Below are 23,649 nucleotides of genomic sequence, written 5' to 3'. Positions count from 1 at the left end.
GTCCCCTAGTCCCCTCGATAACCGAACTGGATCTCGCGTTCGCCCGGCGCGCGGTCGATCCTGACGGTCAGGCTCTTTTCCTCTGCGTCGAACGATAGAGCAGTTACGATGAAGCCGTCCAGCACCAGCGACGTCGGCATGGCGTCGTCGGTAAAGCCGCGCGCATTCTTGAGGCATTCGTCGACAAGATGCGGAAAGCCCCAGCTCGCCTTGCGACGGTGCGGTTCAAGGCAGACCTCCAGCACGCTTTTGTCCTTAACCCGATAGAAGCGCAGGATCATTTCGATCGACACGACATCGCCAGGCTGATCGGCGGTCCGATAGCGGACCGGGGCTGGCAGGGCTTCCCACTTCTTCTGATAGCCTGCGATCGGGATGACGAAATAATTCCAGATTCCAGGCGCGCGCCACAGCCGGTCGAAACTGCCATCGCCGTCACTGTCTTGCAGGCAAGTCACGCGCTCGTTGCCCGGCTTGCGCGACATCTCGCAGGCGACCCCATCGCTGCCCGGAGCGCGGACCATTACGGTCGACGCCGGCAAGAGTTCCCTTTTCTTGCGGCGATAGGTCGGATCGAGCGTGACCAGCGCATCCTGCGGTCGGACCTTGGTGAGGACCGTATAGTCCTTGTTGCCGATGGTGACCCGTTCGCTCTCCAGCTCCGGCGCTTCGCTGACCCACACCGGGGTGATGGCACGATTGTCCTGAAACGGCACCGTTCGAACCTGTGCGCTGGCAGCACCGGCAAGCCCGGCGGCAAGCAGGGCAAGGCCGCGCATCATTTCCGCTGAGCCGTCCACGGCAACACGAAACCGCGCCCTTCCGACCAGCTCTGGCCGACTATCTTGCCGTCCACCAGGCAAGCGGCATGCTGGTAAGGGCCGCTTCCGTCGCTGGTGCGGAAGGCGATGCAGGTACGCCCCTGTGCGCTACCGCGTTTCCCCGCTTCGATGGTCGCACCGTAAAATGTCCCTGTGACCGTGCCATCCTCTGCTACGACCAACACCATCGGCTGGGTATATGGTGCATCGTCCAGCGAGAGCCGCAGGTCGACAACCCATTCTCCAGCGATGGTATCGACTGAACGTGCTTCCTCTTCCTGTGCCAGGGCTGGAGCGACGGCGGGGGCTACCTGCAAGGCTGCCAGCAGCGCCGCCGCGCATCGTGCAGCAAATCTGCCGCTCAACATCCGTTGATCATCCCGCACTGTGTGCCGTGGATCCTGATGGACTTCTCCGCCATCGGCGTGAATCCGTGGACTTCAATCTGCTTCTCCTTGGTCGAATAGGTAATTGTGAAGTCCTCATCCGAGACAATCTGGTTTTGGCCGGGTTCGCCGCGAAACTCCTTCTCCAGCGCAAACATGCCGAATTCGCTGCCGGCAAAGCGAGTGAACTGCGGGCCGCGCCTGCCGTTCTTCAGGAAGGCCACGCCCCAGAAATATTCCGTTCGCAATGTCTCCGGCGCAACATCTGTCAGTTTCAGGGGCTTGATCGTGCGCATCTTCTCAAAAGCCCGGACCTTGCCACGCACCGTCGGCGCTACCGGGATTGTCCGTGCACGCTTGAAGAAAGCGTCAAAAGTCCCGTCCTTGTCGTGGTCGTAGATGCAATACTGGCTGTAGACCCGCCCGATCACTGTCTTGGCAAAGTCACCTTCCGGCATTTTCATGTTCGCCGTGCACCACAATTCGTGCTCGGGCGCAGTCAGGGCCTTGTAGTACTGCTCTCCGGCAGGGATGAATTCCTCACCATTGTCGGCCTGAACAAGGGCGACGTCGGCCTCTGCAAGTCTTTCGAACACGATGCGCTGCTGGAAGACGATCTCGTTCTTGCCAAGGGTACGCGGTGCCGCCAGCACGTCAGGGACCTTAGTGGTGACCATCCACTCAGTCTCGTAGCCAGGATCGCCCGGTTCCTTTGCTCCGACCAAGGCTACACTTGCTAATGTCAACAATGCGATGCTGGCGCGACCTACACTACGCAACGGATTCTCCCGGCAATTTCTTATGAAGTAACACTTTCGAGCGTACCAACACTTGCTGAGGCGGGTATCCCGACCAACTTGATGAAGCTCGCCATACAGACATCTCAGAACACGATAGCAGACGGAGGAGTCTCAATACGCACCGAGACTTTTTGCCCGTCCAGTCTTTTGACCTCAAAGACCGCACCTTTGTATTCAACCCGTTGCACCGCATCGCTCCGCTTCATCTTGCCCTTCTTGTTGAGGCAATACCGGTACTCCTTGGGAACGTCGCTCTGGCAGATGCTGATCGTGCTACCCCGATGCTCGATTTGCCATTCTTCTTCCTTCTTGATTTCCACAATGGCGTCGCGATCGGTGATCAGTTCGTAAGATAACGGCGATATCGGCTCCAGGTCGCCCACACTGACGGAGCCAGGATAGGAATTGAGACCGGGAGATATCTTCTTCATGATGACTGCTTCGAAAAGGCCGTCTCTGTCGAGGTCTGCAAAGCAAGGCACCTGCTCTCCGGTGTCAGTCAAATCCTTGTATTCAGCGCAGCCGAAAACTTCGGTGCCCATAGAGATGTAAATGATCTCGCCGTTCCCGATACTGCGGCTGCGATCACCATAAAACTTCGTGAACTCGCCTTTCACGCGAGCCAGTCGGTACGGCGCTGCTTTCAACGTCAGCCATTTCTCTCCCTTGGTGACGATGATTGTCTCCGCAGGTGGTACTTCGGCCAGCATAACCTCGGGGAAATAGTACCGAATGCGGTCGGGGCTCGCTGTAGATGCGCTGATGGGACCTACCCATCCTGCCGATACTACCGAGACGATCAGTGCCAGAACGGTTGCCGCAAGAACCCTCACCCAGCCAGCCTCTCGTTCACTACCTCGCCGCCACGCGTCAGCCGGATCGCGTCGCCGATTTCCTCATCGAGCACCGGCTTGCCCGCTTCCTTGTCCCAGAAGGCGGAGAGGAAGTTGAAATGGTTGCGCGCGAACAGCGCGGAGGCATCGGCGGGCAGGTGCGCAGGCGTGTTGGAGAAGCCCATGATCGTGACGCCATGCTTTTCCACTACCTCATCGGCCTTCGAGCCCTCGACATTGCCGCCTTGCCCCACGGCCAGGTCGAAGATCACGCTGCCCGGCTTCATCGTTGCGATCTGCGGGTCGGAAACCAGCCTCGGAGCAGCACGTCCCGGAATCAAAGCTGTGGTGATGACAATGTCCTGCTTGGCGATATGGCCCGAGACCATTTCTGCCTGCGCTGCCTTCTGCTCGTCGGTCAGCTCGGCGGCATACCCGCCCTCGCCCGAGGCTTCGAGCCCTTCCGCGAACACGGGCTTGCCGCCCAGGCTCCTGATCTGCTCGGCAGTTTCGGGCCGGACATCGGTGGCGGAAACCTGCGCCCCCAGACGCTTGGCCGTGGCGATTGCCTGCAGACCGGCCACGCCCACGCCCATGACGAAGACCTTTGCCGCCTGCACCGTGCCGGCGGCGGTCATCATCATCGGGAAGGCCCGACCGAACTGGTCGGCAGCGGCAATCACTGCCTTGTAGCCGGAGAGGTTGGATTGGCTGGACAGCACGTCCATACTCTGCGCGCGGGTAATACGCGGCATGAATTCCATCGCCAGCGCTTCAAGCCCGGCCTTGGCGTAGGCACCGACCCGCTCGCGCTGCTGGAAGGGATCGAAAGTGGCAGCCACCCAGGCTCCCGATTTCACCCCGCCCAGCAACGACACATCGGGTGCCTGCACGCCCAGCACGATGTCCGCATCCTTTGCCGTCGCTTCGGCACTTCCGACTTCGGCCCCGGCCTCGGCATAGGCAGCGTCGCTGATGGCGGCATGTTCGCCAGCTCCGCTTTCCACTGCCACGACGGCGCCCAATCCGGCGAACTTCTTAACCGTTTCAGGCGTAATCGCGACGCGGGTTTCCCCGGTCGCGCGCTCTTTCAGGGTCGCTATCCGCAAGGGATCAGTCGGCGATCAGGACGATGACGACAAGCGCGATCAGTGCAATGATCGGAACGCTGATCTTGAGGCTTGAGATGAAGCTCGAATAGGTTTTTTCTGCCGACTTCATGTCATTTGCGGCCATGGTAGGAATCCCCGGTTCAAGTTGGTTTGCTGCGCCAATCCCTATCGCCGCTCCGGCAACTTGCCAAGGGCATAGCACACCGCCTTCACGCCGTGCCAACAGCCTTAATTAGACCTTTACCCCTCACCGCTATTCCAAGCGGCTGTACCGCACCGGGACGGTTTTGGGGAATCATGGCAGAAGACGAGACACGCCTGCTGATGCTGATCGATGATGAGCCTGCGCAAAGCAGGCTGATCAGTGCACTCGCCGCACGCGAGGGATGGCGTACGCTCGTGGTCAGGGATTCGGAGACCGCCATTGCTACCCTTGGCACCAGGCAGGGGATGCAGCTGTCGGCCATCATTCTTGACCAGTGGGTGCCCGGCGATGGTGCGTGTCAGCTGATCGAAGAACTCAAGAACCGCCGCCCGGCTTTGCCGATCCTGATGCTGACGCAAAGCGCCAGCCCGTTGCTGGCAGTGGAGGCCATGCGCGCAGGGGCAACCGACTATCTTATCAAACCAGTCGCGCCCGAGCGGCTGATGCGCGCCCTGCGCAGTGCCACCAAGCTCGAGGCACCCAAGGCAGAATTGCAGCCGCTGACCGAGAAAATGCCGGCGGTGCTCGATTTCGACGCCATGATCGGTACGGCTCCGGCGTTCCGCACAGCGCTCGCCCGCGCTGCCAAGGCTGCCCGCAGCCACGGCCATGTGCTGATCGAAGGCGAAAGTGGCACCGGCAAGGAAATGCTGCTGCGCGCGATGCACGCGGCCAGCCCCCGCGCAAAAGCGCCCTTCCGTCTCGTCAATATCAGCGGGATCCCCGCAAACTCCGTCGAGTCCGCGCTGTTCGGTCATGAGCAAGGGGCGTTCCCCGGCGCATTCGACCGCCAGGTCGGCGCATTGCAGTTTTGCGATACCGGGACGCTGATGATCGACGAAATCGACCGGCTGAGTGCAGACCTGCAGGAACGGCTGGCCCAGACACTCGAGGAAGGGATCGTCCGTCCGATCGGCGCGCGGCATGGCTTCAAGATCGATATCCGCTTGCTGACTGCTAGCAATTTGCCGCTTTCCGACCTGGTTGAAGCCGGCCATTTCGACAGTCGGCTGCTCAAGCACATCGGCGCGACGCATATTGCGCTGCCGCCCTTGCGTGACCGCGCCGGCGACATCCCCGCACTCTCTCGCCATTTCCTGGGCCGGATTGGCGAGCAACCAGGTCTCAAGCACCTCTCGTTGGCCGACAGCGCGCTCGCGATCCTGAGTGCTTTCGACTGGCCCGGCAATGTCCGCCAGCTGCAGGCCGTGCTTTTCCGCGCCGCCGTTTTCTGCGAAGGCGAGGCTCTGACCGCGCGGGATTTCCCGCAGCTGTCGGAGATCGTCGGCGACCTTGGCGACAACGCTGGATCGTTGCCCGAAGCGGTCGGTGTCATGCTCTATACCGAAGACGGGAACCTGCGCCCGCTCGACGAGATCGAGGCCGATGTCATCCGGCTAGCCATCGGTCATTATCGAGGCCGCATGACCGAAGTCGCCCGGAGGCTCGGCATCGGACGATCGACACTGTACCGCAAGCTCAGCGACCTCGGCATCGACAACGCGGCCTGAGCCGCCCCTCGACAATTGCGCTGCAATCGGTTTAGCTCCGACCCGATCGGGGTGCGCGCAAACGAGGGGGATTTCGCGAACGATGGCCAATTTCTGCGCTCAATGCGGGGACAAGCTCCAGCCGGGAGCCAAGTTCTGTGCCGGCTGCGGTACCCCCATAGATGGTGTTGCTAACCCGATCCCAAACCCCGACCGGCCGGCGACCAATCCCGCTGCAGCCACCGAGCCGGCTTCGAGCCATACACCCGTCATCATCATTCTCATCGTCGCTGCCGCAGTGCTGGTGAGCGCGGCGGCGTGGTGGATGTTCGCCGCGGGCGCGAGCGAGGACGATGCCGAGGCAGCCGATGAAGAAATTGCCGAAGTAGCGACTGAGGAAGACCCCGATGCGGACCGTCCGCAAGAGTGGTTCGACAACTACACCGACACCTTCCTTTCCGCCGATCTCACCCGCCTGACATCCGGCGAAGCGCGCAAGCGCAGCTTCCCCACGGCCAAGGGTGGCGAAATCCTCGAGACGCTCGACATGGGTCGTGCGGTCACCGGGCGCTGGGTCGAGGGGGCTGATCCCGAGACCCGCTGGCTCAAGACCAATGACGGCGGTTACATCTGGGAAGGCAACCTTGCCAGCATGGAAACCATCACGACCGCAGGGATGCAGGGCATGCTGGCCGAACAAGGCCTGCCGCTCCTGCGCTCCAGCCTCAATCCCGCGCCGCTCTATGGCTCGCAGATGGACGATTGGGAAAGCGATGTGTGCGACATCTACCGCTCCAGGAACGGGCTGGTCGACGTGATGGTGGAAGACGGCAAGGCGACGTCCTTCACGACCGAGAGCAGCAAGCTCAAGACCGCCCGCGGCATAGCTGTGGGTGCCAGCGAAGCCGAGCTCAAGAAGGCCTATGGGGCCAAGCTCAAGAGCGAGCAGAACCCCTATGACGGGACCGACTATTTCGTCTGGGACAGCGCCAATCGCGGGATCAAGTTCCACGTCACTTCCGACGGGAAGATCGACTTCATCTCTTCCGGGACCAAGTCGATCCAGTATGTCGAGGGCTGCCTGTAGGGCCTACTCCACCGGCGCTGGCGCAGGCGCGTCCATGATCGGCGGCGCATCGCTGATTTGCGGCTGCCAGCCATAGGTCATATTCGCCCGTTCCTCGCCCTGGTTGCCGAGCAGCTTGAGCGTGACTTCCCTTGCATCCCAATCGATCTCGACGAGGCCGAAGTTCTCTTCCGAGATGAAATCCGTCAGGCGGCGCGGGTCTGGCTCGCGGGCCGTGTTGCTGGCGGTGTTGTTGAACGCGAGGTTGAGCGAAGAGCTGGTCAGCTCCCACAGCTGCTCGCCGGCGCTCAGCGGCGTGTCGCTGTATATCCCGCCGGCATGCCGGTCGCCCGACAGGATCAGCAGCCCGCTGTCCTCGCGCGCGCCCAGCATCTCATACAGCTTGCGCCGCTCGAGCGGGAGCTGCTCCCAACTCTCATAGTCATGCGCGTCGGTCAGTACCTGGATGGAGCTGACGAGGATGCGCAGGTCGGCAGGCTTGGCGAGCTCTTGTTCCAGCCACGCCCATTGCGCCTCGCCCAGCATCGTCTTCGACGCATCCTCACTCGGCACGTAAGGCCCAAGCGGCGGGCGCTCTTCCTGGAACGGCATCCGGTCGAAATCCGCGCGGAAGAAGCGTGTGTCGAGAATGAGCAGCTGCACGCGGCGGCCGTCGCTGCCGAACATGCGGCTTTCGTAGATGCCAGGGCGCGACTTCACTTCAGGCGAAGCGTCCCAGAAGGTTTCGTAGATGTCTTCCGCCCAGCCACGGAAGGCGAAGTTCGCGCCGCCATCGTTGAAGCCGAAATCGTGGTCGTCCCAAGTCGTCAGCATCGGCACGGTCGAACGGAAGTCGGCAAACTCGGGGTGGCTAGCCTGCTTGGCATAGGACGCGCGCAGATCGGTTAGCGCCGCATCGCCGTTCCACAGCTGGTCACCATAGACATTGTCGCCGATCAGCAGGAACAGGTCGGGATTGGTCGCTGCGATCTTGCCCCACATATGCTGGCCGCGGCTCTGGTGGTTGCAGCTGCCGAAGGCGATGCGGGTGAGCGTTGCAGCGGTCGATGGCAGCGGCGCACCGACAGGCGCGCGGGGCAGCTCGACCCGCTGTTTCAGTTGCTCGTAATAGCCGGTGAGGAAAGTGTCCGGGCCAGCCTCGACAGTGGCATCCTGCGCGGCGAGCGGGGTTGCCAGCAGGAGCGGCAGGGCGGCTAGGTAAGAGCGCATCGTGAGTCCCTTCATTCTCTCATCCTTCCCCAATACCCGTTCGCCCTGAGCCTGTCGAAGGGCAGCCGCAGCGTCTCGCCTGGGCTTCGGAGTCGAAGACGGCGCGCAGCGCCACCGGCTCAGCCCGAACGGATGTTGGTGTGTGTCTCACATCGCCAGATCCGAGAAGTCCGTCAACGCCGCATCGCGCAGGCCGCGCCACACGTTCCGCGCCTGTACTGTCTCGGCGACATCGTGGACCCGCAGCATCTGCACGCCCGCATCCATCCCCGCCAGCGCCAGTGCGATACTGCCGCCCAGGCGCTGCTCGACCGGGGCCTCGTTGCTGAGCGCGCCGATCATCCGCTTGCGGCTCGCGCCGAGCAGGATCGGATGGCCCAGCGCATGGAACAGCGGCAGCGCGTTGATCAGCGCGGTATTGTCGCCCAGCGTCTTGCCGAAGCCGATGCCGGGGTCGAGGATGATACGGTCGGCCGAGATGCCCGCCGCCACCGCTGCATCGCGCCGGGCCTTGAGCTGGTCGAACACGTCGAACACCACGCTCTCGTAGTCCCCGCCTTCATGGAGATCCTGCCCCGTACCGGGCGCATGCATCAGGATCACCGGGCAGCCGCGCCGCGCCACCACTTCGGCGCTGCGCGGATCGTATTGCAGCGCGGAAACATCGTTGACCACCGCCGCGCCCGCATCGAGCGCTGCCTCCATCACTCCGGCACGGCGGGTGTCCACGCTGATCGCTGCCCCCATCGCGGCGCAATATTCGATCGCCGGGCGCACGCGCTTGATCTCTTCCTCTTCCCATACCGCTTGCGCGCCGGGCTTGGTGCTTTCGCCGCCGATGTCGATGATCGAAGCGCCCGCCTCCAGCATCTTCGCCGCCTGCGCCTTGCCGACTTCTGGGTCGTCGAGGAACTTGCCGCCATCGCTGAAGCTGTCGGGTGTGACATTGAGGATGCCCATCACCTGCGGCTGGTCGAGCCGCACGGTGCGCTCGCCCAGCGACAGCGGCGGATGCGCGACGGTGAGATTGGCCCACTGCGTCTCCGCCTCCGCCCCGACGCTGTCAGGCAGCTCGCTCAGCACCTGCGCAATATGCTCGGGCGAGCAGGTCCACCGCTCCACCACGCGGCCATCGCGGCGCAGGATCACCGCAAAGCGATGCGCATAGACCATGCTCCCCGCCAGCCGGATCGCATCCCCCTCCTCCGCCTGCGGACCAGGCACAAAGCCAATCGGGCGGATGTAGATCGAATCGGTCGTCATAGGGGCACGCACCTGCGTTTGTAGGAAGACATGGACCGCATGGACCACTGTCCTGGGGTGAAAAAGTCACAGGGTGCGTGTCGCCTTTTGCGGGGCGGATGGGAAGGGGCGAAGGCGCGCATTTGCACGGGTGTATCGTGGGGGGTGGGTGTAGGATAGGCATCAGACAATATGCGACTTCCCAATCGAGCATCTCTCTGGCCCCAATCGCAGCGGATGATCGTTAAGGGGATTCACAGCACCATCTAGGCATGATAGGCGCGTTTTAGTTTGAGAGGATCGACTAGGGAATGAACGCGGCTGCATCCGAACGGGAGTTTTGGCGTGCCCGCCTATACGTCCCGAATTACAGGATTGGTGAAGCCGCGCGCTATGCACACCTTTCATCGCAAACCGTAGCCAAATGGCATTCGAAGCCCGGCAGCAACCACAAATCTACGTTATCGGTTAAGCCGAAGGGTGCCTCACTTTCATACCTTCAATTGATTGAGGTGGCAGTCGTTTCCTCTTTTCGAAAGTCTGGCGTAACTCTCAAGAAGATTGCAGCTGCGCGAGAATATCTCGCCAAGCAGCTCGAAGCTGAATTCCCATTCGCGGAATATCGGTTCAAGACCGATGGCAAAGACCTCTGGATGGACTACGCCCAGTTTGAAGCAAACTCTGGCGACAAGACTTTGCTTGCTGCCTCACGCGGCGGACAACTGGCATGGAGTGATATAATCGGGCGCTTGCAAGAGTTCGATTATGAGAACGACGGCGGCTTGGCGATTCGATGGCATGTCGCGGGCCGAAATGAGGGAGTTATAATCGACCCTCGCCTGCAATTTGGTGCACCTTCTGTCGAAGGTGTGGCGACTTGGGCTTTCAAGGGCCGGTGGGACGCGGGCGAGGAAATCGACGAAATTGCGGACGATTTTGGGATAGCCAACCTGGACGTGATTACAGCACTACGTTTTGAGGGGGTGGATGTGGAAGCCGGGAGGCAAACGCGTCACTGACTCTCTACTTTGACCGAAACTTCGGCAAGAAGTTTCCGCAGGCGCTCTCATCTTTGAAGTGCCCCTTCGAAGTGCGCTCACATGATGGTGAGCGGTTCCCTCACAACATGCCCGACGATGAATGGCTCCATATCGTTGGACCTCAAGGCTGGATCGTCTGTAGTCACGACGCCAAATGGCAAGATGAAAGCGCCGCCCGGAAAGCGATTGAGCAGCACAAAATCGGGTGCTTTTATCTTTGGGGAGCAAGCTCCATCGGCTTCTTCAAGCTCAAGAGCCTAGCTCACAACTATGACAAAATAGTCAAAGTTTGTGGGGCCGAGAAACGACCCTTCATCTATAAGGTCACGGCGGGAAATCGACTGAAGAAGGTGCTCTAGGGTCTTCTTTATCTACACATCTATCCTCAATCCTCCACCGCCAGCAGATACAGCTGCCGCGCAGCGTCCAGCGGCTTGACCACACCCTCGTCCTCGTAATGCCAGAAGGTCCAGCCGTTGCAGCTGGGGGCGCCTTGCAGGTCCTTGCCGAGGCCGTGGATACTGCCGGTCTGCTTCTCATACGCCAGCGAGCCGTCGGCGCGCACGGTCGCGACCCAGCGGCGTTTCTTGTCGAACACTTCGGTGCCGGGCTTGAGGAAGCCTGCCTCGACCAGCGCACCGAAGGCCACCTTGGGCGCGGCGCGCTTCGATTGCATGACCTTGAGCGCGCTTTCGTCGAGCGGGAGTTCTTTCTCGATCCGCTTCATCGCCACGCCGCGATAGAAATCCTCGCGCTCGCAGCCGATCCAGTGGCGGCCCAGCCGCTTGGCGACCGCGCCGGTGGTGCCGGTTCCGAAGAACGGGTCGACCACTACGTCGCCCTTTTCGGTCGTCGCCAGCAGCACGCGATAAAGCAGTGCCTCGGGCTTTTGCGTCGGGTGCGCCTTGGTGCCGTTTTCCTTCAGCCGCTCGGCCCCGTTGCAGATCGGGATGACCCAGTCGCTGCGCATCTGCAGCTCGTCATTCAATGTCTTCATGGCGGTGTAGTTGAAGTGGTATTTCGCCTTCTCGCCCTGGCTCGCCCACAGCAGCGTCTCATGCGCATTGGTGAAGCGGGTGCCGCGGAAATTGGGCATCGGGTTGGTCTTGCGCCAGACGATGTCGTTGAGGATCCAGAAGCCGAGATCCTGCAAGATCGCGCCGACGCGGTAGATATTGTGATAGCTGCCGATCACCCACAGCGCGCCGTCGGGCTTGAGAATGCGCTTTGCTTCCGTCAGCCAATCCCTTGTGAAATCGTCATAAACCTTGAAGCTATCGAACTGGTCCCAGTGATCGGTGACGGCATCGACATGGCTGCCGTCCGGCCGGTTGAGATCGCCGCCGAGCTGGAGGTTGTAAGGCGGATCGGCGAAGACGAGATCGACCGAAGCATCGGGCAGCGAACGCATCGCTTCCACGCAGTCACCGCTCAGGATCTGCCCCAGGGGCAGCGCTTCCTTCGGCACCGCAACCGGTTTCGGCGCACGCATCACGCGCTGTTTCGTGGTCTCCACGACCCCCATCATCTTCCCCTATGCTCAAACTTATCCACAGGGTGAGTCCAACCGGACTCCGCGTCAAGAGGCAAGTTTCGCAGGGTATGGTTAACGGCGCGCTAACTTCAGTGAGAACAGAAAAGGTCCGGCACAAGATATTGAGTCTGGCGACTCTTTGCAGACTCGATATGCTGGGGGTGTGGCCGCAAGGACTCGCCCGGCCTTTTTCGGGCGCGATGGGGGATAGGAGCCATGGCTCTCAAGGTGATCGGCGCCGGCCTCGGCCGCAATGCCACGTTCTCGACCAAGTTCGCGCTGGAGCACATCGGCTTCGGCCCGTGTTACCACATGGCCGAGGTGTTCGCCTCAGCCCGCCGCAACGTGCCGCTGTGGCTCGATGTCGTGAACGGCAAGCCGGACTGGGATGCGGTTTTCGACGGCTATGAGTCGACCACCGACTACCCCGCCTGCAGCTATTGGCGCGAGCTGGCCGATTATTACCCAGAGGCGAAGGTGGTGCTGACCACGCGCGATCCCGACAGCTGGTTTGAATCGGTCTCGGACACGATCTTTTCCGAGGCCATGCAGGGACACCTGGTGGGCACGCCGACTGGCGACATGATGCAGGGCGCGATCTTCGACTTCTTCGACGGCGGCGACATCCGCAACCGTGCCTTCATGACCGACTGGTATGCGAAGCGGAACCAGCAGGTGATCGACACGCTGCCGGCCGAGCGCCTGCTGGTGTTCCACCCCAAGGACGGGTGGGAGCCGCTGTGCCGCTTCCTGGGCGTCGAGGTGCCGCCGGAACCCTTCCCCCGGGTCAACAGCCGCGACGAATTGCAGCATGCCAATAGCGAGGAAGAGGGGATGGCGAAGACGCCGGAAGAGGCCGAAGCCTTCGGCCGCCGCTATATCGACGAGCTGCGCGCCAAGGCTTTCAGGTCTTAGGCGAACTGCAGCGCGGTGTTGGCGGCGAAGGCGGCCAACAGCAACCCGCCGGTAATGCGTCCGATCCGCTGGCCGAACGCCAGCAGCGCCCAGATCAGCGCCGCAGAGCCGGCCACAAGCGGCAATTGCAGCGCCACCAGCTCACGCGGGATGGCAACCGGCGCGATGGCCATGGTCGTACCTCCGATCAGCAGGATGTTGTAGATATTGGAGCCGACAACATTGCCGATGGCGAGGCCCGGCTTGCCCCGGAAGGCGGCCGCAGCGGAGGCGGCGAGCTCAGGCAGCGAGGTTCCGATGGCGATGATGGTCAACCCGATCACTGTCTCGCTGATCCCGGCCATGCGGGCAATCTCGATCGCCCCGCTGACCAACCAGTTCCCGCCTAGCACAAGGACAGCCACGCCTCCTGCGGTCAGCGCAACGGCAAAACCCAGCGCCAGCTCGCCGCCTTCGCCCTCATCCTCATCTGCCGCCACGCGCGGGTGCGAATAGCGCCAGGCGATGTAGGCAGCGAGCAGCGCCAGCAGTCCAAAGCCGATCCATGGCGACCCCAGTTGCCACCATGTCAGCGCCCACAATACCAGCGACGCACCGACGCCGACGGCAGCATCGCGCTTGCCGATCCCGGTAATGGCAATCGGCGCAATCAGCGCGGTTGCGCCCAGGATCAGGAGCGAGTTCGCGATATTGGATCCGGCGACATTGCCCCAGGCGATGCCTGGCGAGCCCATCAAGGCGGCTTCTATGCTTGCCACCATTTCCGGCATGGAGGTCGCCGCCCCAACGATCACCAGCCCCGTCAGAAGGTTTGAGATGCCGAGCTTGCGCGCCAACGCCACCGCGCCGCGCACGAGCAGTTCCCCCCCGATGGCAAGCGCAATGAGGCCACCGATGATAGCGAAAATGGCTGTGGTCATGGCGAGCGCGCTTGGCAGAGCCTCGCTGCAAAGTCACCACGGATTTTGGGACGGGTCGATCAAATCAGCGACAGCTGTGCCACCGGGGCGAAGCTCTTGCGGTGGAGCGGCGTCGGACCATGGGTGCGCAGGGCCTCCATATGTTCGGCGCTGCCATAGCCCTTGTTGCGCTCCCAGCCATAGTGCGGATGCTCTTCAGCCGCAGCGATCATCATCCGGTCGCGCCATTCCTTGGCGACGATACTGGCGGCAGAGATCGCGGGCTCGCTGCCATCGCCGCCGACGATCGCCCGGGCCGGCCAGCGCCATTTCTCACAGCGTCCGTGTGGGGTGAGGTTGCCGTCGATAAGCACATTGTCCGGCTCGCAGCCCAGCGCTTCGACCAGGTGGCCGACGGCGAGGCTCATGGCCAGCATGGTCGCACCGAGAATGTTGAGCCTGTCGATGTCATCGACCCCGACCACGCCGACGCCCCAGGCGCAGTGCGCGCGGATCGCTTCGTCGAGCGCTTCGCGCCGTTTGGCGGTCAGCTTCTTGGAATCGTCGAGACCTTGCGGATAGTCCTCGCCCAGCAAGACAGCACCCGCGACCACCGGTCCTGCCAGCGGCCCGCGCCCGGCCTCGTCGACGCCAAAGACGAGTTTTTGCCCCTCCAACCGGGAAACGAACGACACTTCGGGAGTTGCAGCAAACATGAACCAGACACGCACCAATCTTCTCGCCCTCATGTCCCTCCCCGCCATCGCGCTCGCAAGTTGCGGCTCGACCAATTCGGGGGATAGCGGGGTTCACTCCGCCAGTTACGAAACCACTGCGCTCGGCGAATTCGATCGTCCATGGGCCATCGCCTTTGCGCCGGGAACGCCAATTGTCTTCATCACCGAGAAGGCCGGGACGATGAAGTTCGTTGATACTGAAACCGGCGTCACTGGGGAGGTGACGGGCGTCCCCGAGGTCGACTATGGCGGCCAAGGCGGCTTTGGCGATGTTGCTTTCCTGCCTAGCGAAGCCTCCGATGTGCTTGACCGGCGCACGATCTACCTGAGCTGGGTCGAGGCAGGCGACGGTGACACCCGCGGCGCGGTCGTCGGCAAGGGCACGCTGATCTGCGGCGAAACCGCTGATGACTGCCGCATCGAAGGGCTCGAAGTGATCTGGCGCCAGGCACCCAAGGTGACCGGGCGCGGCCACTATTCGCACAAGATCGCTTTCTCGCCCGACGGGCAATATCTCTACATCTCCAGCGGCGACCGGCAGAAGATGGACCCGGCGCAGGATACCTCCAACACGCTGGGCACGGTGGTTCGTCTGAACCTCGACGGGACGCCCGCCGCAGGCAACCCGCTGGCGGATCAGGGCAGCCCGTCGGACCAGATCTGGTCGTGGGGTCACCGCAACCTGCTGGGCCTGCAATTCGCGCCCGACGGCAGCCTGTGGGATGTCGAGCACGGTCCCGCCGGCGGCGATGAGCTCAACAAGGTCGAGCGCGGCACAAACTACGGCTGGCCGGTCGTCTCGGATGGTGACCACTATAATGGTGACAAGATCCCCAACCATGCCACCCACCCTGAATTCAAGCCCGCTGCCATCGGCTGGACCCCGGTCATCGCGCCGGGTGACTTCATCTTCTACACCGGCGATGCGTTCCCCGGCTGGAAGGGCGATGCGCTGATCACCGGGCTTTCGACCGAGGCGTTGATCGAAGTCGCCATTGAGGGTGACACCGCCACCGAACAGGCCCGCTATGACTTCGGCGCGCGGCTGCGGGATATCGCGCAGGGTCCGGACGGCAGCGTGTGGCTGATCGAGGATGGCGAAGGCGGCCGGCTGCTCAAGGTCAGCCCGGCTTCCTGAGCCGCAAGCGGAATTATATCGACACGGACGCGCACCGGCCCTAACCGCCGCGCCCCATGGCGACGCTTGTGCCCCTTACCGCGGTCGATCCCGCACTGATCGAGCAATTGCTCGACGAGGCTTTCGGGCCGGACCGGCACGCGCGCACCGCCTATCGCATTCGCGAAGGATCGCATTGGCTGGAAGCGCTGAGCTTTGCTGCGCTCGATGATGACGATTTCCTCGTCGGTACCATCCAGCTGTGGCCGGTCGCACTGGCGACGCCTGATGGGCGCGGCCATCCCCTGCTGATGGTCGGACCGGTGGCGGTGATGCCGGCGCTGCAGGGTGAAGGCTACGGCAAGGCGCTGATGGGCGCGGCGCTGGGCGCAATCGATGCGATGGCCGATGGCGACACTCCGCCGCTGCCGCAGGTGCTGATCGGCGATGCGGAATACTATGGCCGGTGGGGCTTCAGCGCCGAGCATACCGGCGGCTGGCACTGCCCCGGCCCCTATGACCCGTCGCGGCTGCTGCTGCGGTGTGCAAACCCCGGCATATTGCCTGCACAGGGCATGCTGGGGCCCTGGGCGGGATAAGTTGCTCCGGGATACATTGAGCAGCTTCGCGCATTCTGCCATGCGAAACCCATGCCCTACCAACCGCCGCCCAAACTGGCTGAACTGACGCTCGCCGAGATCGCCGAGCAGGTTGCCGCGCGCAAGCTGCCGCCGGTCGAAGGCTGGGCTCCCGAGCGCGAGGGCGACAGCCATATGCGCATCGCTGCCGACGGGCGCTGGTACCATGAGGGTGGCGAGATAAAACGACAAGCCATGGTCCGCGCTTTCTCCGGCCTGCTCCGCCGCGACGATGCCGGTCAGCACTGGCTCGTCACGCCGTTCGAGAAGCTGACCATCGAAGTCGAGGACGCCGCGCTGGTCGCGGTCGACATGGCCGAGCGCGAAGGCAGCCTCGCCTTCCGCCTCAACACCGACGAGCTGGTGGTTGCAGACAAAGTTCATCCGTTGATCTCGCGCGGCGATGCCGAAACCCCTGCGCTCTACATCCTTGTCCGCAACGGAGTGGAAGCGCGGCTCAACCGCAGCACCTACGAGCAGCTGGCCGAACATGCGCTAGCGCAAGGCGACGACTGGACCGTTACCAGCGGGGGCGAGACCTTCTCGTTGCTGCCGGCATGAGCGAGCTGTTCGATCGCCTCAAGCGCGTGTTCGATGATGGCCACGGCTATCCGCATCCCGACCTCATAACCGATGTGCGGTTTGCCGAAGGAAGACCCAAGCCTGCCGCCGTGCTGATCCCGGTGACCGACCGGCCCGAGCCCGGCGTCATCCTCACCCGCCGCCCCGACGATCTGCGCAGCCATCCCGGGCAGGTCGCATTCCCCGGCGGCAAGATCGACGAAGGCGAAACCCCGCTCGAAGCGGCACTGCGCGAGGCGGAGGAAGAGCTAGCGCTGCCGCGCGAGGCCGTACGCGTGATCGGTGCTACAGACAATTACATCACCGGCACCGGCTTCGACATCACCCCGGTGCTGGGCGTGATCCCGCCTGACCTGCCGCTGGTCCCCAATCCCGGCGAAGTCGAGAGCTGGTTCGAAGTCCCGCTCGCCGAGCTGTTCGACCGCAACAATTACGACCGCCACAGCGCGTTCTGGAAAGGGGCGGAACGGCATTACTACGAGTGGCATTACGAAGGCTACCGCATCTGGGGCGTCACCGCCGCGATCATCGCCAACCTGTCGCACCGGCTGGAATTGACCGAGTTGTTCGACTAGCGCTCCCACGCAATGACTGAAACGCTTCCCACCGCCCTCTGGACCCAGCGTGCCGACTTGGCGCAGCTGGTCGCGGCCATCGGTATCGAGGATATCCGGTGGGTCGGCGGGGCCGTGCGCGATACGCTGCTGGGGGAAGAGGTGGCGGACATCGATGCCGCCACGCCGCTGCTCCCCGAAGAGGTGATGAACCTGCTGAAGCAGGCCGGCATCCGCGTGGTCCCGACCGGGATCGACCATGGCACCGTCACCGCCGTGCTCGACGGCGGGCCGGTCGAGATCACCACGCTGAGGCACGATGTCTCGACCGACGGTCGGCGAGCAACAGTCAAGTTTGCCAGCGATTGGAAGGATGACGCAGCGCGGCGCGATTTCACCATCAACGCGCTCTACGCCCACCCCCAATCACTTGCGATCGATGACTATTTCGGCGGGCTGGAGGACCTTTCAGCCCGCCGTGTCCGCTTCATAGGCGATGCGCGTGAACGGATTCGCGAGGACCACCTGCGTATTCTCCGCTATTATCGCTTCCAGGCGCGCTTCGGGGCGGAACTCGACGCTGAGGCCGAGAAGGCCTGCGCCGAACTGGCCGAAACGCTGAAGGGCCTGAGCCGCGAGCGTGTGGCGGGTGAACTGCTGGCTCTGCTGGCGCTGCCCGATCCCTACCCCACGCTGCTGCGGATGCGCGAGAAGGCCGTGCTACCGGTGATCCTGCCCGAAGCAGGCAAAGCCGAGATGGCGCGGCTCGAGCTGCTAATCGGGATCGAGGCGCGCTACGGGGTCGAGACCGACTCGCTGCGGCGGCTGGCGGCGCTGCTCCCCCCCGTCCCGGCGCTGGCCGAAAGCGTTGCGGCGCGCCTGCGGCTGTCCCGCGCCCAGCGTGATCGGCTCACCACGCTCGCCGCGCGCAATGCCTCCGATGGCGATGCCCCCAGGGCGCTGGCCTATCGCCAAGGCATCGAGAATGCCCGCGACCGGCTGCTGCTGACTGGCAAGGACCCGCGCGACCTGGTGCAGTGGCACGTGCCGCAATTCCCGCTCAAGGGCGGCGAAATCGTCGCCCGCGGGATTGGCGCGGGGCCCGAGGTCGCAAAGATGATGCGCGCAGTGGAGCGTCGCTGGATCGAGGAAGACTTCCCCGACCGCGCGCGGGTCGAGGTGTTGCTCGAAGAGGAACTTGCGGGGAGGTAGGTTTCCTCACGCGAAGTTACGGACGGCTGGTCCTGCCCTCATAGACCTTGTCCGTCGCCCCCGGCGAAGGCAGGGGCCTAGATGAGCTATCGATGATCGCAAACGTTATCTGGATCCCGGCCTTCGCCGGGATGACGAAAGAGGGGGGGTGATCGGCACACAATCTTCGCGCCGTCGTGTGAACCCAAAATCAGCTGAACCTGTTGTCCCGCGGGAAGCCCTGTGGCGGCAGCCGGCCCGCCGCCCCGCGCGCGACCTTCCATTGCCAGATCTCTGACTCGGTGCGGGTGCGGTCGCCCTTGCCGCCCATCTGCCAGCTGAGGCCATCCTCCAGCTTGAAGGTCGTCGCATCGGCGAGGCCCCCGTCGCGGTAGCGCTGCAGGGTCACCCCCTGCCCGCGCGCCATCACCGGCAGTTCCTCGAGGTTGAAAACCATCAGCTTGCGGTTGTCGCCGACGACCGCGACATGGTCGTGCCCTTCACCAATCGGTCGCGCCACAGTCAGCTTCGCATCGCCCTTGAGGTTGACGACCTGCTTGCCCTTGCGGGTCTCGGCCACCAGCTCGCCCATCTCGGCGGCGAAGCCCTTGCCGGTCGTTGCCGCCAGCAGCAGCATGCCCTTGGGCTGGTTCACCACCATGGCGATGACCTGCGCATCGGCATCAATATCGAGCGTGTTGCGGACCGGCTCACCGAAGCCGCGTGCGCCAGGAAGCTTGTCCGCGCCGAGGGTGAAGAACCGCCCGTTGTCCGCCGCCAGCAGCACCTTGTCGGTGGTCTGGCAATGCAGTGCGAAGGCCGGGCCATCGCCTTCCTTGTACTTGAAGTCCCCGCAGCCATCCTCGCTCGCCGCCAGATCGACATGACCCTTCGCCGCGCGGATCCAGCCTTTCTGGCTGAGGACGACAGTGACCGGTTCCTTCTCGATCATCGCATCCATGCTGAATTCGACCGTCGGCGCCGCCTCGGCAATTGTCGTCCGCCGCGCGCCGAGCGCGGTGTCGAGCCCGTATTCCTTCTGCAGCGCCTTCAGGTCGCGCTTCAGCCGGGTGCGTTGCCGCGCCGGGCTTTCGAGCAGCTTTTGCAGCTCCTCCTGCTCGGCGAGGAGGTCAGTCTTCTCTTGCTTGAGCTCCATCTCCTCCAGCTTGCGCAAGCTGCGCAGTCGCATGTTGAGGATAGCCTCGGCCTGGCGGTCGGTGAGGCTGAACTCCGCCATCATCACCGCCTTGGGCTCGTCCTCGTAACGGATGATCTCGATCACCCGGTCGAGGTTGAGGAAAGCGATGATATAGCCTTCGACCAGCTCCAGCCGCCGCGCGATCTGGTCGAGCCGGTGCTGGGTGCGGCGCTGCAGGATCTCGATCTGGCTCGCGGTCCAGTTCTGCAGCAGCTCCTTCAGCCCCATCACCATCGGCGTGCGTGTGGCATCGAGCACGTTGAGGTTGAGCCCGAAGCGGGTCTCGAGGTCGGTCAGCTTGTAGATCGATTCCTTGAGCAGTTCGGGATCGACATTGCGGCTGCGCGGGACGAGCACAATGCGGATGTTCTCGTCGCTCTCGTCGCGCACATCCTCGAGGATCGGCACCTTCTTGTCGGCAATCGCCTGCGCGATCTGCTCGATCAGCTTGCCCTTCTGCACCTGGTAGGGGATTTCGGAGATCACCAGCTGCCACTGCCCGCCACCGAGCCGCTCGATCCCGGCCTCGCGATCCTCGGCCTTGTCGGCCTCCGCCGCATGAAAGCGCCCGCGCACGCGGAAGGACCCGCGCCCGGTCTCATAGGCGTTGGAGATCACCTCCGGGCTATCGACAATCAGGCCGCCGGTGGGGAAATCCGGCCCCTGGAACAGTTCCATCAGCCGCGCGTGCTCGACATGCGGGTTGTCGATCAGTTCCAGCGTCGCTTCGATGATTTCATGGACGTTGTGGCTGGGGATATTGGTCGCCATCCCCACCGCGATCCCGCTGGCGCCATTGGCCAGCAGGTTGGGGAACAGGCCCGGCATCAGCTCCGGCTCCTGCTCCTCGCCATTATAGGTCGGGATGAAATCGACCGTGCCTTCGTCCAGCCCCGCCATCAACTGGATCGCCGTACGCGTCAGCCGCGCTTCGGTGTAGCGATAGGCGGCGGCGTTATCGCCATCGATATTGCCGAAGTTCCCCTGCCCCTCGACCAGCGGATAACGCAGCGCAAAATCCTGCGCGAGCCGCACCATCGCGTCATAGGCGGCGGTGTCGCCATGCGGGTGGTACTTGCCGATCACTTCGCCGACGACGCGAGCCGATTTCTTGAACCCGCTGGACGGATCGAGCTTCAGCTGCCGCATGGTCCACAGCAAGCGGCGATGGACGGGTTTGAGGCCATCGCGCAGATCGGGCAACGAACGCGCGGTAATGGTCGAGAGCGCATAGACGAGATAGCGCTCTTCCAGCGCAGAATCGAACGGCGCATCGACAATGGCGTCAAACGGATCGGGTTCAGTGATTTCGGTTGGGTCAGACATTGGCTGACCATCTAGCAAGGTGGTGCGGCGCTAGGGAGAGGGGTTTCCACAGGATTGGGAGTGGTGTGGAATGAATCCTCCGTTGCCTATTTGCCAACAATCGAGTGGCACTGCTTGCAGGAAGTGCGGGTATCGGCAAGAACCTACGAATGCGCCATGTTCTGTTTCAGCCGATCTTTGTGCTCCTAGCCAGTTGCACAGCTTTCACAAACGAGAGGATAATGTTTTGCGACGAAGATGGAGTTGAGATTCCAGGCTACTTCTTCAACGTCGAGAGCGGCACCATGGTCTTTGGTGATGCAATACTTGATAGGTCGCTTACGTGCAATGGCTCGGAATTATGCTTCGATACGAAGGAAAAGGCATTCCTCGTTGAATCGGAACAAAACCTTTCGGTCACGCGATCAATGAGCTTCCCATGGGGAAGTCCGGCTTGGGAGCTAGACACAAGCACTTCTGTTTTAAGTTTTCGTGGAGATGGCGTGATAGTTCGAAGCTGCCAGCCGGTCCCAACTCTCCCAATGACGTAGCGATGCGCGGAACTCAGCTCTTCGCTCTCAATCAGTGCCTTCTAAGCCCCTGGCAGCCCCACCACCGCAATCCGCTTTCCATCAGGGCTCACAGCAATCCGGTTCGCTGACGCCACGCCATGGTCCGCAAGGTCAGCGATGACCTCCCATCCCTCTCCACCTTCCTTCCACCGATACACCTTGCCGCCCTCGATCTGCAGGATCGCGCCGTCGGGGGTCCAGGTGTAGTTGGCGTTGGTGCCGACCAGCGAGGTCAGCGGGCGGATTGCCTTGGTTGCGGGGTCGAAGGCCTTGATCCAGACCTGCTCGTTGGTCTGGCGGTGGACGAAGCTGATCTGGTCGGTGCCGGGGATCACATGCGGGGTGGCGGGGACGGCGTGGCCGCTGATGAAGTGGTAGGCGGGCCGCTCGGCGCTGGTCAGAGCGATGTTGAAGCCATAGCGCGACCAGTAGAGGATATCGCCGGTGGCATAGTTGCGCGCGAAATAACCGACCGGTTCGGTGACCCCCGCCGCCTCCAGCGCCCATGTCGGCGCGTCGGGCCTGGCCCGGTCGAGCTGCCAGATCGAATTATTCCGCTCGAACACGAAGGAGATCGTGCGGTTATCAGGTGACGGCGTGGGCGAGAATTCGGACTCGGGCGTCTTCGTAATCCGCGTGTGCGTGCCGCTGGCGATATCGTATTCCCAGATATCGGTCTGCGTCCGGTCATCGCGCGAATAGAGGAAGGACGCGCTGTCCTTTGTAAAGTAGGGCTGGTTGTCATAGCCGGCGCGCTGCGTGACGTTGCGGCCATTCGACAGCGCGTTGCTTTCGGCCTCAGCGTCATAGTCGAACAGGAAGATCTCCGTCTCGGGGAATGCCGGAGGCGGAGCTTCGTCCGCATCCTGCGCCAGTGCCGTGTTGGCCAAAGCGGCGGCTCCGCATAGCGTCAGGATCAATCGGCGTTTTTGCATTGCTCTCTCCTTGTCTCGATAAGTCCTAGACCATGTTCGGATGAGACTGAACCACCCACCCACCCGTTCGTGTCGAGCGAACGGTTTGGGCAAATCACAAGAAAAGTTGCACCTCCGGCGCAGAAAAGTGATGCGCAGCAACCTGCGGGATTCCGCCACATTTGGACCAATCCAGCCCTCTTCCGCCCCATTTTTGCCACATTTTGCTTGCCAATCGCCCGAATCATGGCATCATTGTGGCATAAATAAGGCAACTAATGATGAGAGGAGAGTGAAATGAGGCAGAGTACACGCAAGTTTGTGGCGCTGGGTGCAGCGGCATCGATGCTGGCCTTATCGGCCTGCGGCCAGAATGAGGAATACGCCGAAGAGGCCGCTTACGAAGCTGCCGAATATGCCGAAGGGGCGAGCGCAGACAGCTACGAGGCATCCGGCGATGCCGCTGCCGACGCCATGGCAGTAGAGGCTTCGTCCGATGGCTCGGCCATCCCCTCGCTCGCCGACATCCCTGTCAGCCTGCCCAAGCTCGCTTACGTCTATGACTATCGCTGGCGCTTGCCAGCCGACGAAATCGGCCCGCTGCAACGCCGCCATGCCAGCCTGTGCGAGCAGCAAGGGCCGTCAACTTGCCAGATCCTGGGCATGAACAAGAGTGGCGAGGATGCCGACGAGGTCTATGGCGAATTGCAGATGGCCGTCGCCAGCAAGCAAGCCCGCGCGTTCGGAGCGCTGCTCGAAGACGAATCGCAGGATGCCGGGGCCGAGCAGGTCTCCGCCGAAATCGCGTCGGAGGAACTCAGCAAGGCAATCGTCGATACCGAAGCCCGCCTCACCGCCCGCACCGAGCTGCGCGACCGGCTGATGGACGTGCTCAAGACCCGCAAGGGCACGGTCAAGGAGCTGGTCGAGGCCGAACGCAGCGTCGCCCGGGTCAATGAAGAGATCGACCAGGCCCGCAGCTGGCTGAAGGAAATGGAGGGCCGAGTCGCCTACTCCCGCATGACTGTTCGCTATGAAACCGGCACGCCGGTGACCAATGATTTCCTCGCTCCGGTGGCCGGAGCCGTCGGTTCGCTCGGGACAATCTTCGGCTATCTCGTGGCGATCCTGATCGTGCTCGGCGCGATTGCCCTGCCGATCGGCGGTGTGGTGTGGGGTGGCCGCGCGCTGAACAAGCGCCTGCGCAGCGAGCCGGCCCAAGCCTGATCCCCAACCATTCGCGCATCCGCCTTCTCCTCCGGCGGCGG

At 62.8% G+C, this 23,649-nt stretch carries 24 protein-coding genes; 11 read left to right on the top strand and 13 right to left on the bottom strand.

Features of this window, described 5'->3' with window-relative positions; translation table 11 throughout:
• Nucleotides 1-5: 5 nt before the first annotated feature.
• The 6 genes from QPW08_RS05625 to QPW08_RS05600 form a co-directional block, all read right to left on the bottom strand.
• Entirely contained in the window at nt 6-782 is a 777-nt protein-coding gene (locus tag QPW08_RS05625; RefSeq protein WP_284124753.1) for a hypothetical protein, read from the bottom strand.
• Nucleotides 779-1,189, bottom strand: a complete 411-nt coding sequence (locus QPW08_RS05620) for a hypothetical protein (protein WP_284124752.1) — start codon at nt 1,187-1,189, stop codon at nt 779-781. Before QPW08_RS05620 ends, QPW08_RS05625 begins: the two co-directional genes overlap by 4 nt.
• The gene (locus QPW08_RS05615; RefSeq protein ID WP_284124751.1) at nt 1,183-1,932 is read right to left on the bottom strand and encodes a hypothetical protein; all 750 of its coding nucleotides are present in this window, start codon (nt 1,930-1,932) and stop codon (nt 1,183-1,185) included. Before QPW08_RS05615 ends, QPW08_RS05620 begins: the two co-directional genes overlap by 7 nt.
• Nucleotides 1,933-2,090: 158 nt before the next feature.
• Nucleotides 2,091-2,717, bottom strand: coding sequence for a hypothetical protein (locus QPW08_RS05610; RefSeq protein ID WP_284124750.1), 627 nt, complete (start codon nt 2,715-2,717; stop codon nt 2,091-2,093).
• 119 nt (nt 2,718-2,836) lie between these two features.
• Nucleotides 2,837-3,949 (bottom strand): NAD(P) transhydrogenase subunit alpha, encoded by a 1,113-nt coding sequence (locus QPW08_RS05605; protein ID WP_284124749.1) that lies wholly within the window; start codon nt 3,947-3,949, stop codon nt 2,837-2,839.
• A 4-nt stretch (nt 3,950-3,953) separates the two neighbouring features.
• On the bottom strand, nt 3,954-4,076 hold the full coding sequence (locus tag QPW08_RS05600) for a hypothetical protein (protein WP_284124748.1): 123 nt from the start codon (nt 4,074-4,076) through the stop codon (nt 3,954-3,956).
• 173 nt (nt 4,077-4,249) lie between these two features.
• On the opposite strand from QPW08_RS05600, the gene QPW08_RS05595 reads away from it, so the two are divergent.
• Nucleotides 4,250-5,668, top strand: a complete 1,419-nt coding sequence (locus QPW08_RS05595; protein WP_284124747.1) for a sigma-54-dependent transcriptional regulator — start codon at nt 4,250-4,252, stop codon at nt 5,666-5,668.
• An 82-nt stretch (nt 5,669-5,750) separates the two neighbouring features.
• Nucleotides 5,751-6,734, top strand: coding sequence for a zinc ribbon domain-containing protein (locus tag QPW08_RS05590; protein WP_284124746.1), 984 nt, complete (start codon nt 5,751-5,753; stop codon nt 6,732-6,734).
• A gap of 3 nt (nt 6,735-6,737) precedes the next feature.
• Here the strand turns inward: QPW08_RS05590 and QPW08_RS05585 are convergent, their stop codons facing one another.
• Together QPW08_RS05585 and folP are read right to left on the bottom strand one after the other, a co-directional pair.
• Entirely contained in the window at nt 6,738-7,958 is a 1,221-nt protein-coding gene (locus QPW08_RS05585) for an alkaline phosphatase D family protein (RefSeq protein ID WP_284124745.1), read from the bottom strand.
• 132 nt (nt 7,959-8,090) lie between these two features.
• Nucleotides 8,091-9,206: a dihydropteroate synthase gene (gene folP, locus QPW08_RS05580; protein ID WP_284124744.1), complete on the bottom strand. Its 1,116-nt coding sequence runs from the start codon at nt 9,204-9,206 to the stop codon at nt 8,091-8,093.
• A gap of 290 nt (nt 9,207-9,496) precedes the next feature.
• Between folP and QPW08_RS05575 the strand changes: the two genes are divergently transcribed.
• Nucleotides 9,497-10,204: a DUF433 domain-containing protein gene (locus QPW08_RS05575; protein WP_284124743.1), complete on the top strand. Its 708-nt coding sequence runs from the start codon at nt 9,497-9,499 to the stop codon at nt 10,202-10,204.
• Nucleotides 10,201-10,584, top strand: a complete 384-nt coding sequence (locus tag QPW08_RS05570) for a PIN-like domain-containing protein (protein ID WP_284126307.1) — start codon at nt 10,201-10,203, stop codon at nt 10,582-10,584. The genes QPW08_RS05575 and QPW08_RS05570 overlap by 4 nt, the downstream gene beginning before the upstream one ends.
• A gap of 26 nt (nt 10,585-10,610) precedes the next feature.
• Here QPW08_RS05570 and QPW08_RS05565 read toward each other — a convergent pair whose 3' ends face one another.
• Nucleotides 10,611-11,750 (bottom strand): site-specific DNA-methyltransferase, encoded by a 1,140-nt coding sequence (locus QPW08_RS05565; RefSeq protein ID WP_284126306.1) that lies wholly within the window; start codon nt 11,748-11,750, stop codon nt 10,611-10,613.
• A gap of 225 nt (nt 11,751-11,975) precedes the next feature.
• Here QPW08_RS05565 and QPW08_RS05560 point away from each other — a divergent pair, with 225 nt between their 5' ends.
• On the top strand, nt 11,976-12,674 hold the full coding sequence (locus tag QPW08_RS05560; RefSeq protein ID WP_284124742.1) for a sulfotransferase family protein: 699 nt from the start codon (nt 11,976-11,978) through the stop codon (nt 12,672-12,674).
• Here QPW08_RS05560 and QPW08_RS05555 read toward each other — a convergent pair.
• On the bottom strand, nt 12,671-13,594 hold the full coding sequence (locus QPW08_RS05555) for a calcium/sodium antiporter (RefSeq protein WP_284124741.1): 924 nt from the start codon (nt 13,592-13,594) through the stop codon (nt 12,671-12,673). The genes QPW08_RS05560 and QPW08_RS05555 overlap by 4 nt on opposite strands.
• A gap of 59 nt (nt 13,595-13,653) precedes the next feature.
• Nucleotides 13,654-14,289 (bottom strand): ribonuclease HII, encoded by a 636-nt coding sequence (locus QPW08_RS05550; RefSeq protein WP_284126305.1) that lies wholly within the window; start codon nt 14,287-14,289, stop codon nt 13,654-13,656.
• On the opposite strand from QPW08_RS05550, the gene QPW08_RS05545 reads away from it, so the two are divergent.
• From QPW08_RS05545 to QPW08_RS05525, 5 genes are read left to right on the top strand one after another with little or no spacing between them, the layout of a single operon-like run.
• A complete protein-coding gene (locus QPW08_RS05545) occupies nt 14,288-15,448 on the top strand; it encodes a PQQ-dependent sugar dehydrogenase (protein WP_284124740.1) in 1,161 nt (386 codons plus the stop codon). The two genes, QPW08_RS05550 and QPW08_RS05545, sit on opposite strands and share 2 nt — an antisense overlap.
• 56 nt (nt 15,449-15,504) lie before the next feature.
• Nucleotides 15,505-16,026, top strand: a complete 522-nt coding sequence (locus QPW08_RS05540) for a GNAT family N-acetyltransferase (protein WP_284124739.1) — start codon at nt 15,505-15,507, stop codon at nt 16,024-16,026.
• Nucleotides 16,027-16,077: 51 nt separating this feature from the next.
• Complete coding sequence (locus tag QPW08_RS05535) at nt 16,078-16,626, top strand: DUF1285 domain-containing protein (protein ID WP_284124738.1); 549 nt, start codon at nt 16,078-16,080, stop codon at nt 16,624-16,626.
• The gene (locus QPW08_RS05530; RefSeq protein ID WP_284124737.1) at nt 16,623-17,222 is read left to right on the top strand and encodes a CoA pyrophosphatase; all 600 of its coding nucleotides are present in this window, start codon (nt 16,623-16,625) and stop codon (nt 17,220-17,222) included. Before QPW08_RS05535 ends, QPW08_RS05530 begins: the two co-directional genes overlap by 4 nt.
• Before the next feature lie 12 nt (nt 17,223-17,234).
• Nucleotides 17,235-18,413: a CCA tRNA nucleotidyltransferase gene (locus QPW08_RS05525; RefSeq protein ID WP_284124736.1), complete on the top strand. Its 1,179-nt coding sequence runs from the start codon at nt 17,235-17,237 to the stop codon at nt 18,411-18,413.
• 190 nt (nt 18,414-18,603) lie between these two features.
• On the opposite strand, the gene parC is transcribed toward QPW08_RS05525, so the two are convergent.
• Together parC and QPW08_RS05515 are read right to left on the bottom strand one after the other, a co-directional pair.
• The gene (parC, locus tag QPW08_RS05520) at nt 18,604-20,916 is read right to left on the bottom strand and encodes a DNA topoisomerase IV subunit A (protein ID WP_284124735.1); all 2,313 of its coding nucleotides are present in this window, start codon (nt 20,914-20,916) and stop codon (nt 18,604-18,606) included.
• 571 nt (nt 20,917-21,487) lie between these two features.
• A complete protein-coding gene (locus QPW08_RS05515) occupies nt 21,488-22,402 on the bottom strand; it encodes a hypothetical protein (RefSeq protein ID WP_284124734.1) in 915 nt (304 codons plus the stop codon).
• A gap of 276 nt (nt 22,403-22,678) precedes the next feature.
• Between QPW08_RS05515 and QPW08_RS05510 the strand changes: the two genes are divergently transcribed.
• Nucleotides 22,679-23,608, top strand: coding sequence for a DUF4349 domain-containing protein (locus tag QPW08_RS05510; protein ID WP_284124733.1), 930 nt, complete (start codon nt 22,679-22,681; stop codon nt 23,606-23,608).
• The last annotated feature ends 41 nt before the right edge of the window (nt 23,609-23,649 follow it).

The sequence above is a fragment of the Parerythrobacter aestuarii genome (assembly GCF_030140925.1).
Lineage (GTDB): Bacteria > Pseudomonadota > Alphaproteobacteria > Sphingomonadales > Sphingomonadaceae > Parerythrobacter > Parerythrobacter aestuarii.
Note: the sequence above shows the minus strand (reverse complement) of the source record. Positions and strands in the feature narration are given on the sequence as shown.

Bases quoted from the DNA above. Each gene is read 5' to 3' on its own strand.
- parC (WP_284124735.1), bottom strand. From the start codon at position 20,916: ATGTCTGACCCAACCGAAATCACTGAACCCGATCCGTTTGACGCCATT.
- folP (WP_284124744.1), bottom strand. From the start codon at position 9,206: ATGACGACCGATTCGATCTACATCCGCCCGATTGGCTTTGTGCCTGGT.
- QPW08_RS05575 (WP_284124743.1), top strand. From the start codon at position 9,497: ATGAACGCGGCTGCATCCGAACGGGAGTTTTGGCGTGCCCGCCTATAC.
- QPW08_RS05535 (WP_284124738.1), top strand. From the start codon at position 16,078: ATGCCCTACCAACCGCCGCCCAAACTGGCTGAACTGACGCTCGCCGAG.
- QPW08_RS05515 (WP_284124734.1), bottom strand. From the start codon at position 22,402: ATGCAAAAACGCCGATTGATCCTGACGCTATGCGGAGCCGCCGCTTTG.
- QPW08_RS05565 (WP_284126306.1), bottom strand. From the start codon at position 11,750: ATGGGGGTCGTGGAGACCACGAAACAGCGCGTGATGCGTGCGCCGAAA.
- QPW08_RS05540 (WP_284124739.1), top strand. From the start codon at position 15,505: ATGGCGACGCTTGTGCCCCTTACCGCGGTCGATCCCGCACTGATCGAG.
- QPW08_RS05590 (WP_284124746.1), top strand. From the start codon at position 5,751: ATGGCCAATTTCTGCGCTCAATGCGGGGACAAGCTCCAGCCGGGAGCC.
- QPW08_RS05555 (WP_284124741.1), bottom strand. From the start codon at position 13,594: ATGACCACAGCCATTTTCGCTATCATCGGTGGCCTCATTGCGCTTGCC.
- QPW08_RS05530 (WP_284124737.1), top strand. From the start codon at position 16,623: ATGAGCGAGCTGTTCGATCGCCTCAAGCGCGTGTTCGATGATGGCCAC.
- QPW08_RS05510 (WP_284124733.1), top strand. From the start codon at position 22,679: ATGAGGCAGAGTACACGCAAGTTTGTGGCGCTGGGTGCAGCGGCATCG.
- QPW08_RS05525 (WP_284124736.1), top strand. From the start codon at position 17,235: ATGACTGAAACGCTTCCCACCGCCCTCTGGACCCAGCGTGCCGACTTG.
- QPW08_RS05600 (WP_284124748.1), bottom strand. From the start codon at position 4,076: ATGGCCGCAAATGACATGAAGTCGGCAGAAAAAACCTATTCGAGCTTC.
- QPW08_RS05560 (WP_284124742.1), top strand. From the start codon at position 11,976: ATGGCTCTCAAGGTGATCGGCGCCGGCCTCGGCCGCAATGCCACGTTC.
- QPW08_RS05585 (WP_284124745.1), bottom strand. From the start codon at position 7,958: ATGAAGGGACTCACGATGCGCTCTTACCTAGCCGCCCTGCCGCTCCTG.
- QPW08_RS05625 (WP_284124753.1), bottom strand. From the start codon at position 782: ATGATGCGCGGCCTTGCCCTGCTTGCCGCCGGGCTTGCCGGTGCTGCC.
- QPW08_RS05545 (WP_284124740.1), top strand. From the start codon at position 14,288: ATGAACCAGACACGCACCAATCTTCTCGCCCTCATGTCCCTCCCCGCC.
- QPW08_RS05610 (WP_284124750.1), bottom strand. From the start codon at position 2,717: ATGCTGGCCGAAGTACCACCTGCGGAGACAATCATCGTCACCAAGGGA.
- QPW08_RS05595 (WP_284124747.1), top strand. From the start codon at position 4,250: ATGGCAGAAGACGAGACACGCCTGCTGATGCTGATCGATGATGAGCCT.
- QPW08_RS05550 (WP_284126305.1), bottom strand. From the start codon at position 14,289: ATGTTTGCTGCAACTCCCGAAGTGTCGTTCGTTTCCCGGTTGGAGGGG.
- QPW08_RS05620 (WP_284124752.1), bottom strand. From the start codon at position 1,189: ATGTTGAGCGGCAGATTTGCTGCACGATGCGCGGCGGCGCTGCTGGCA.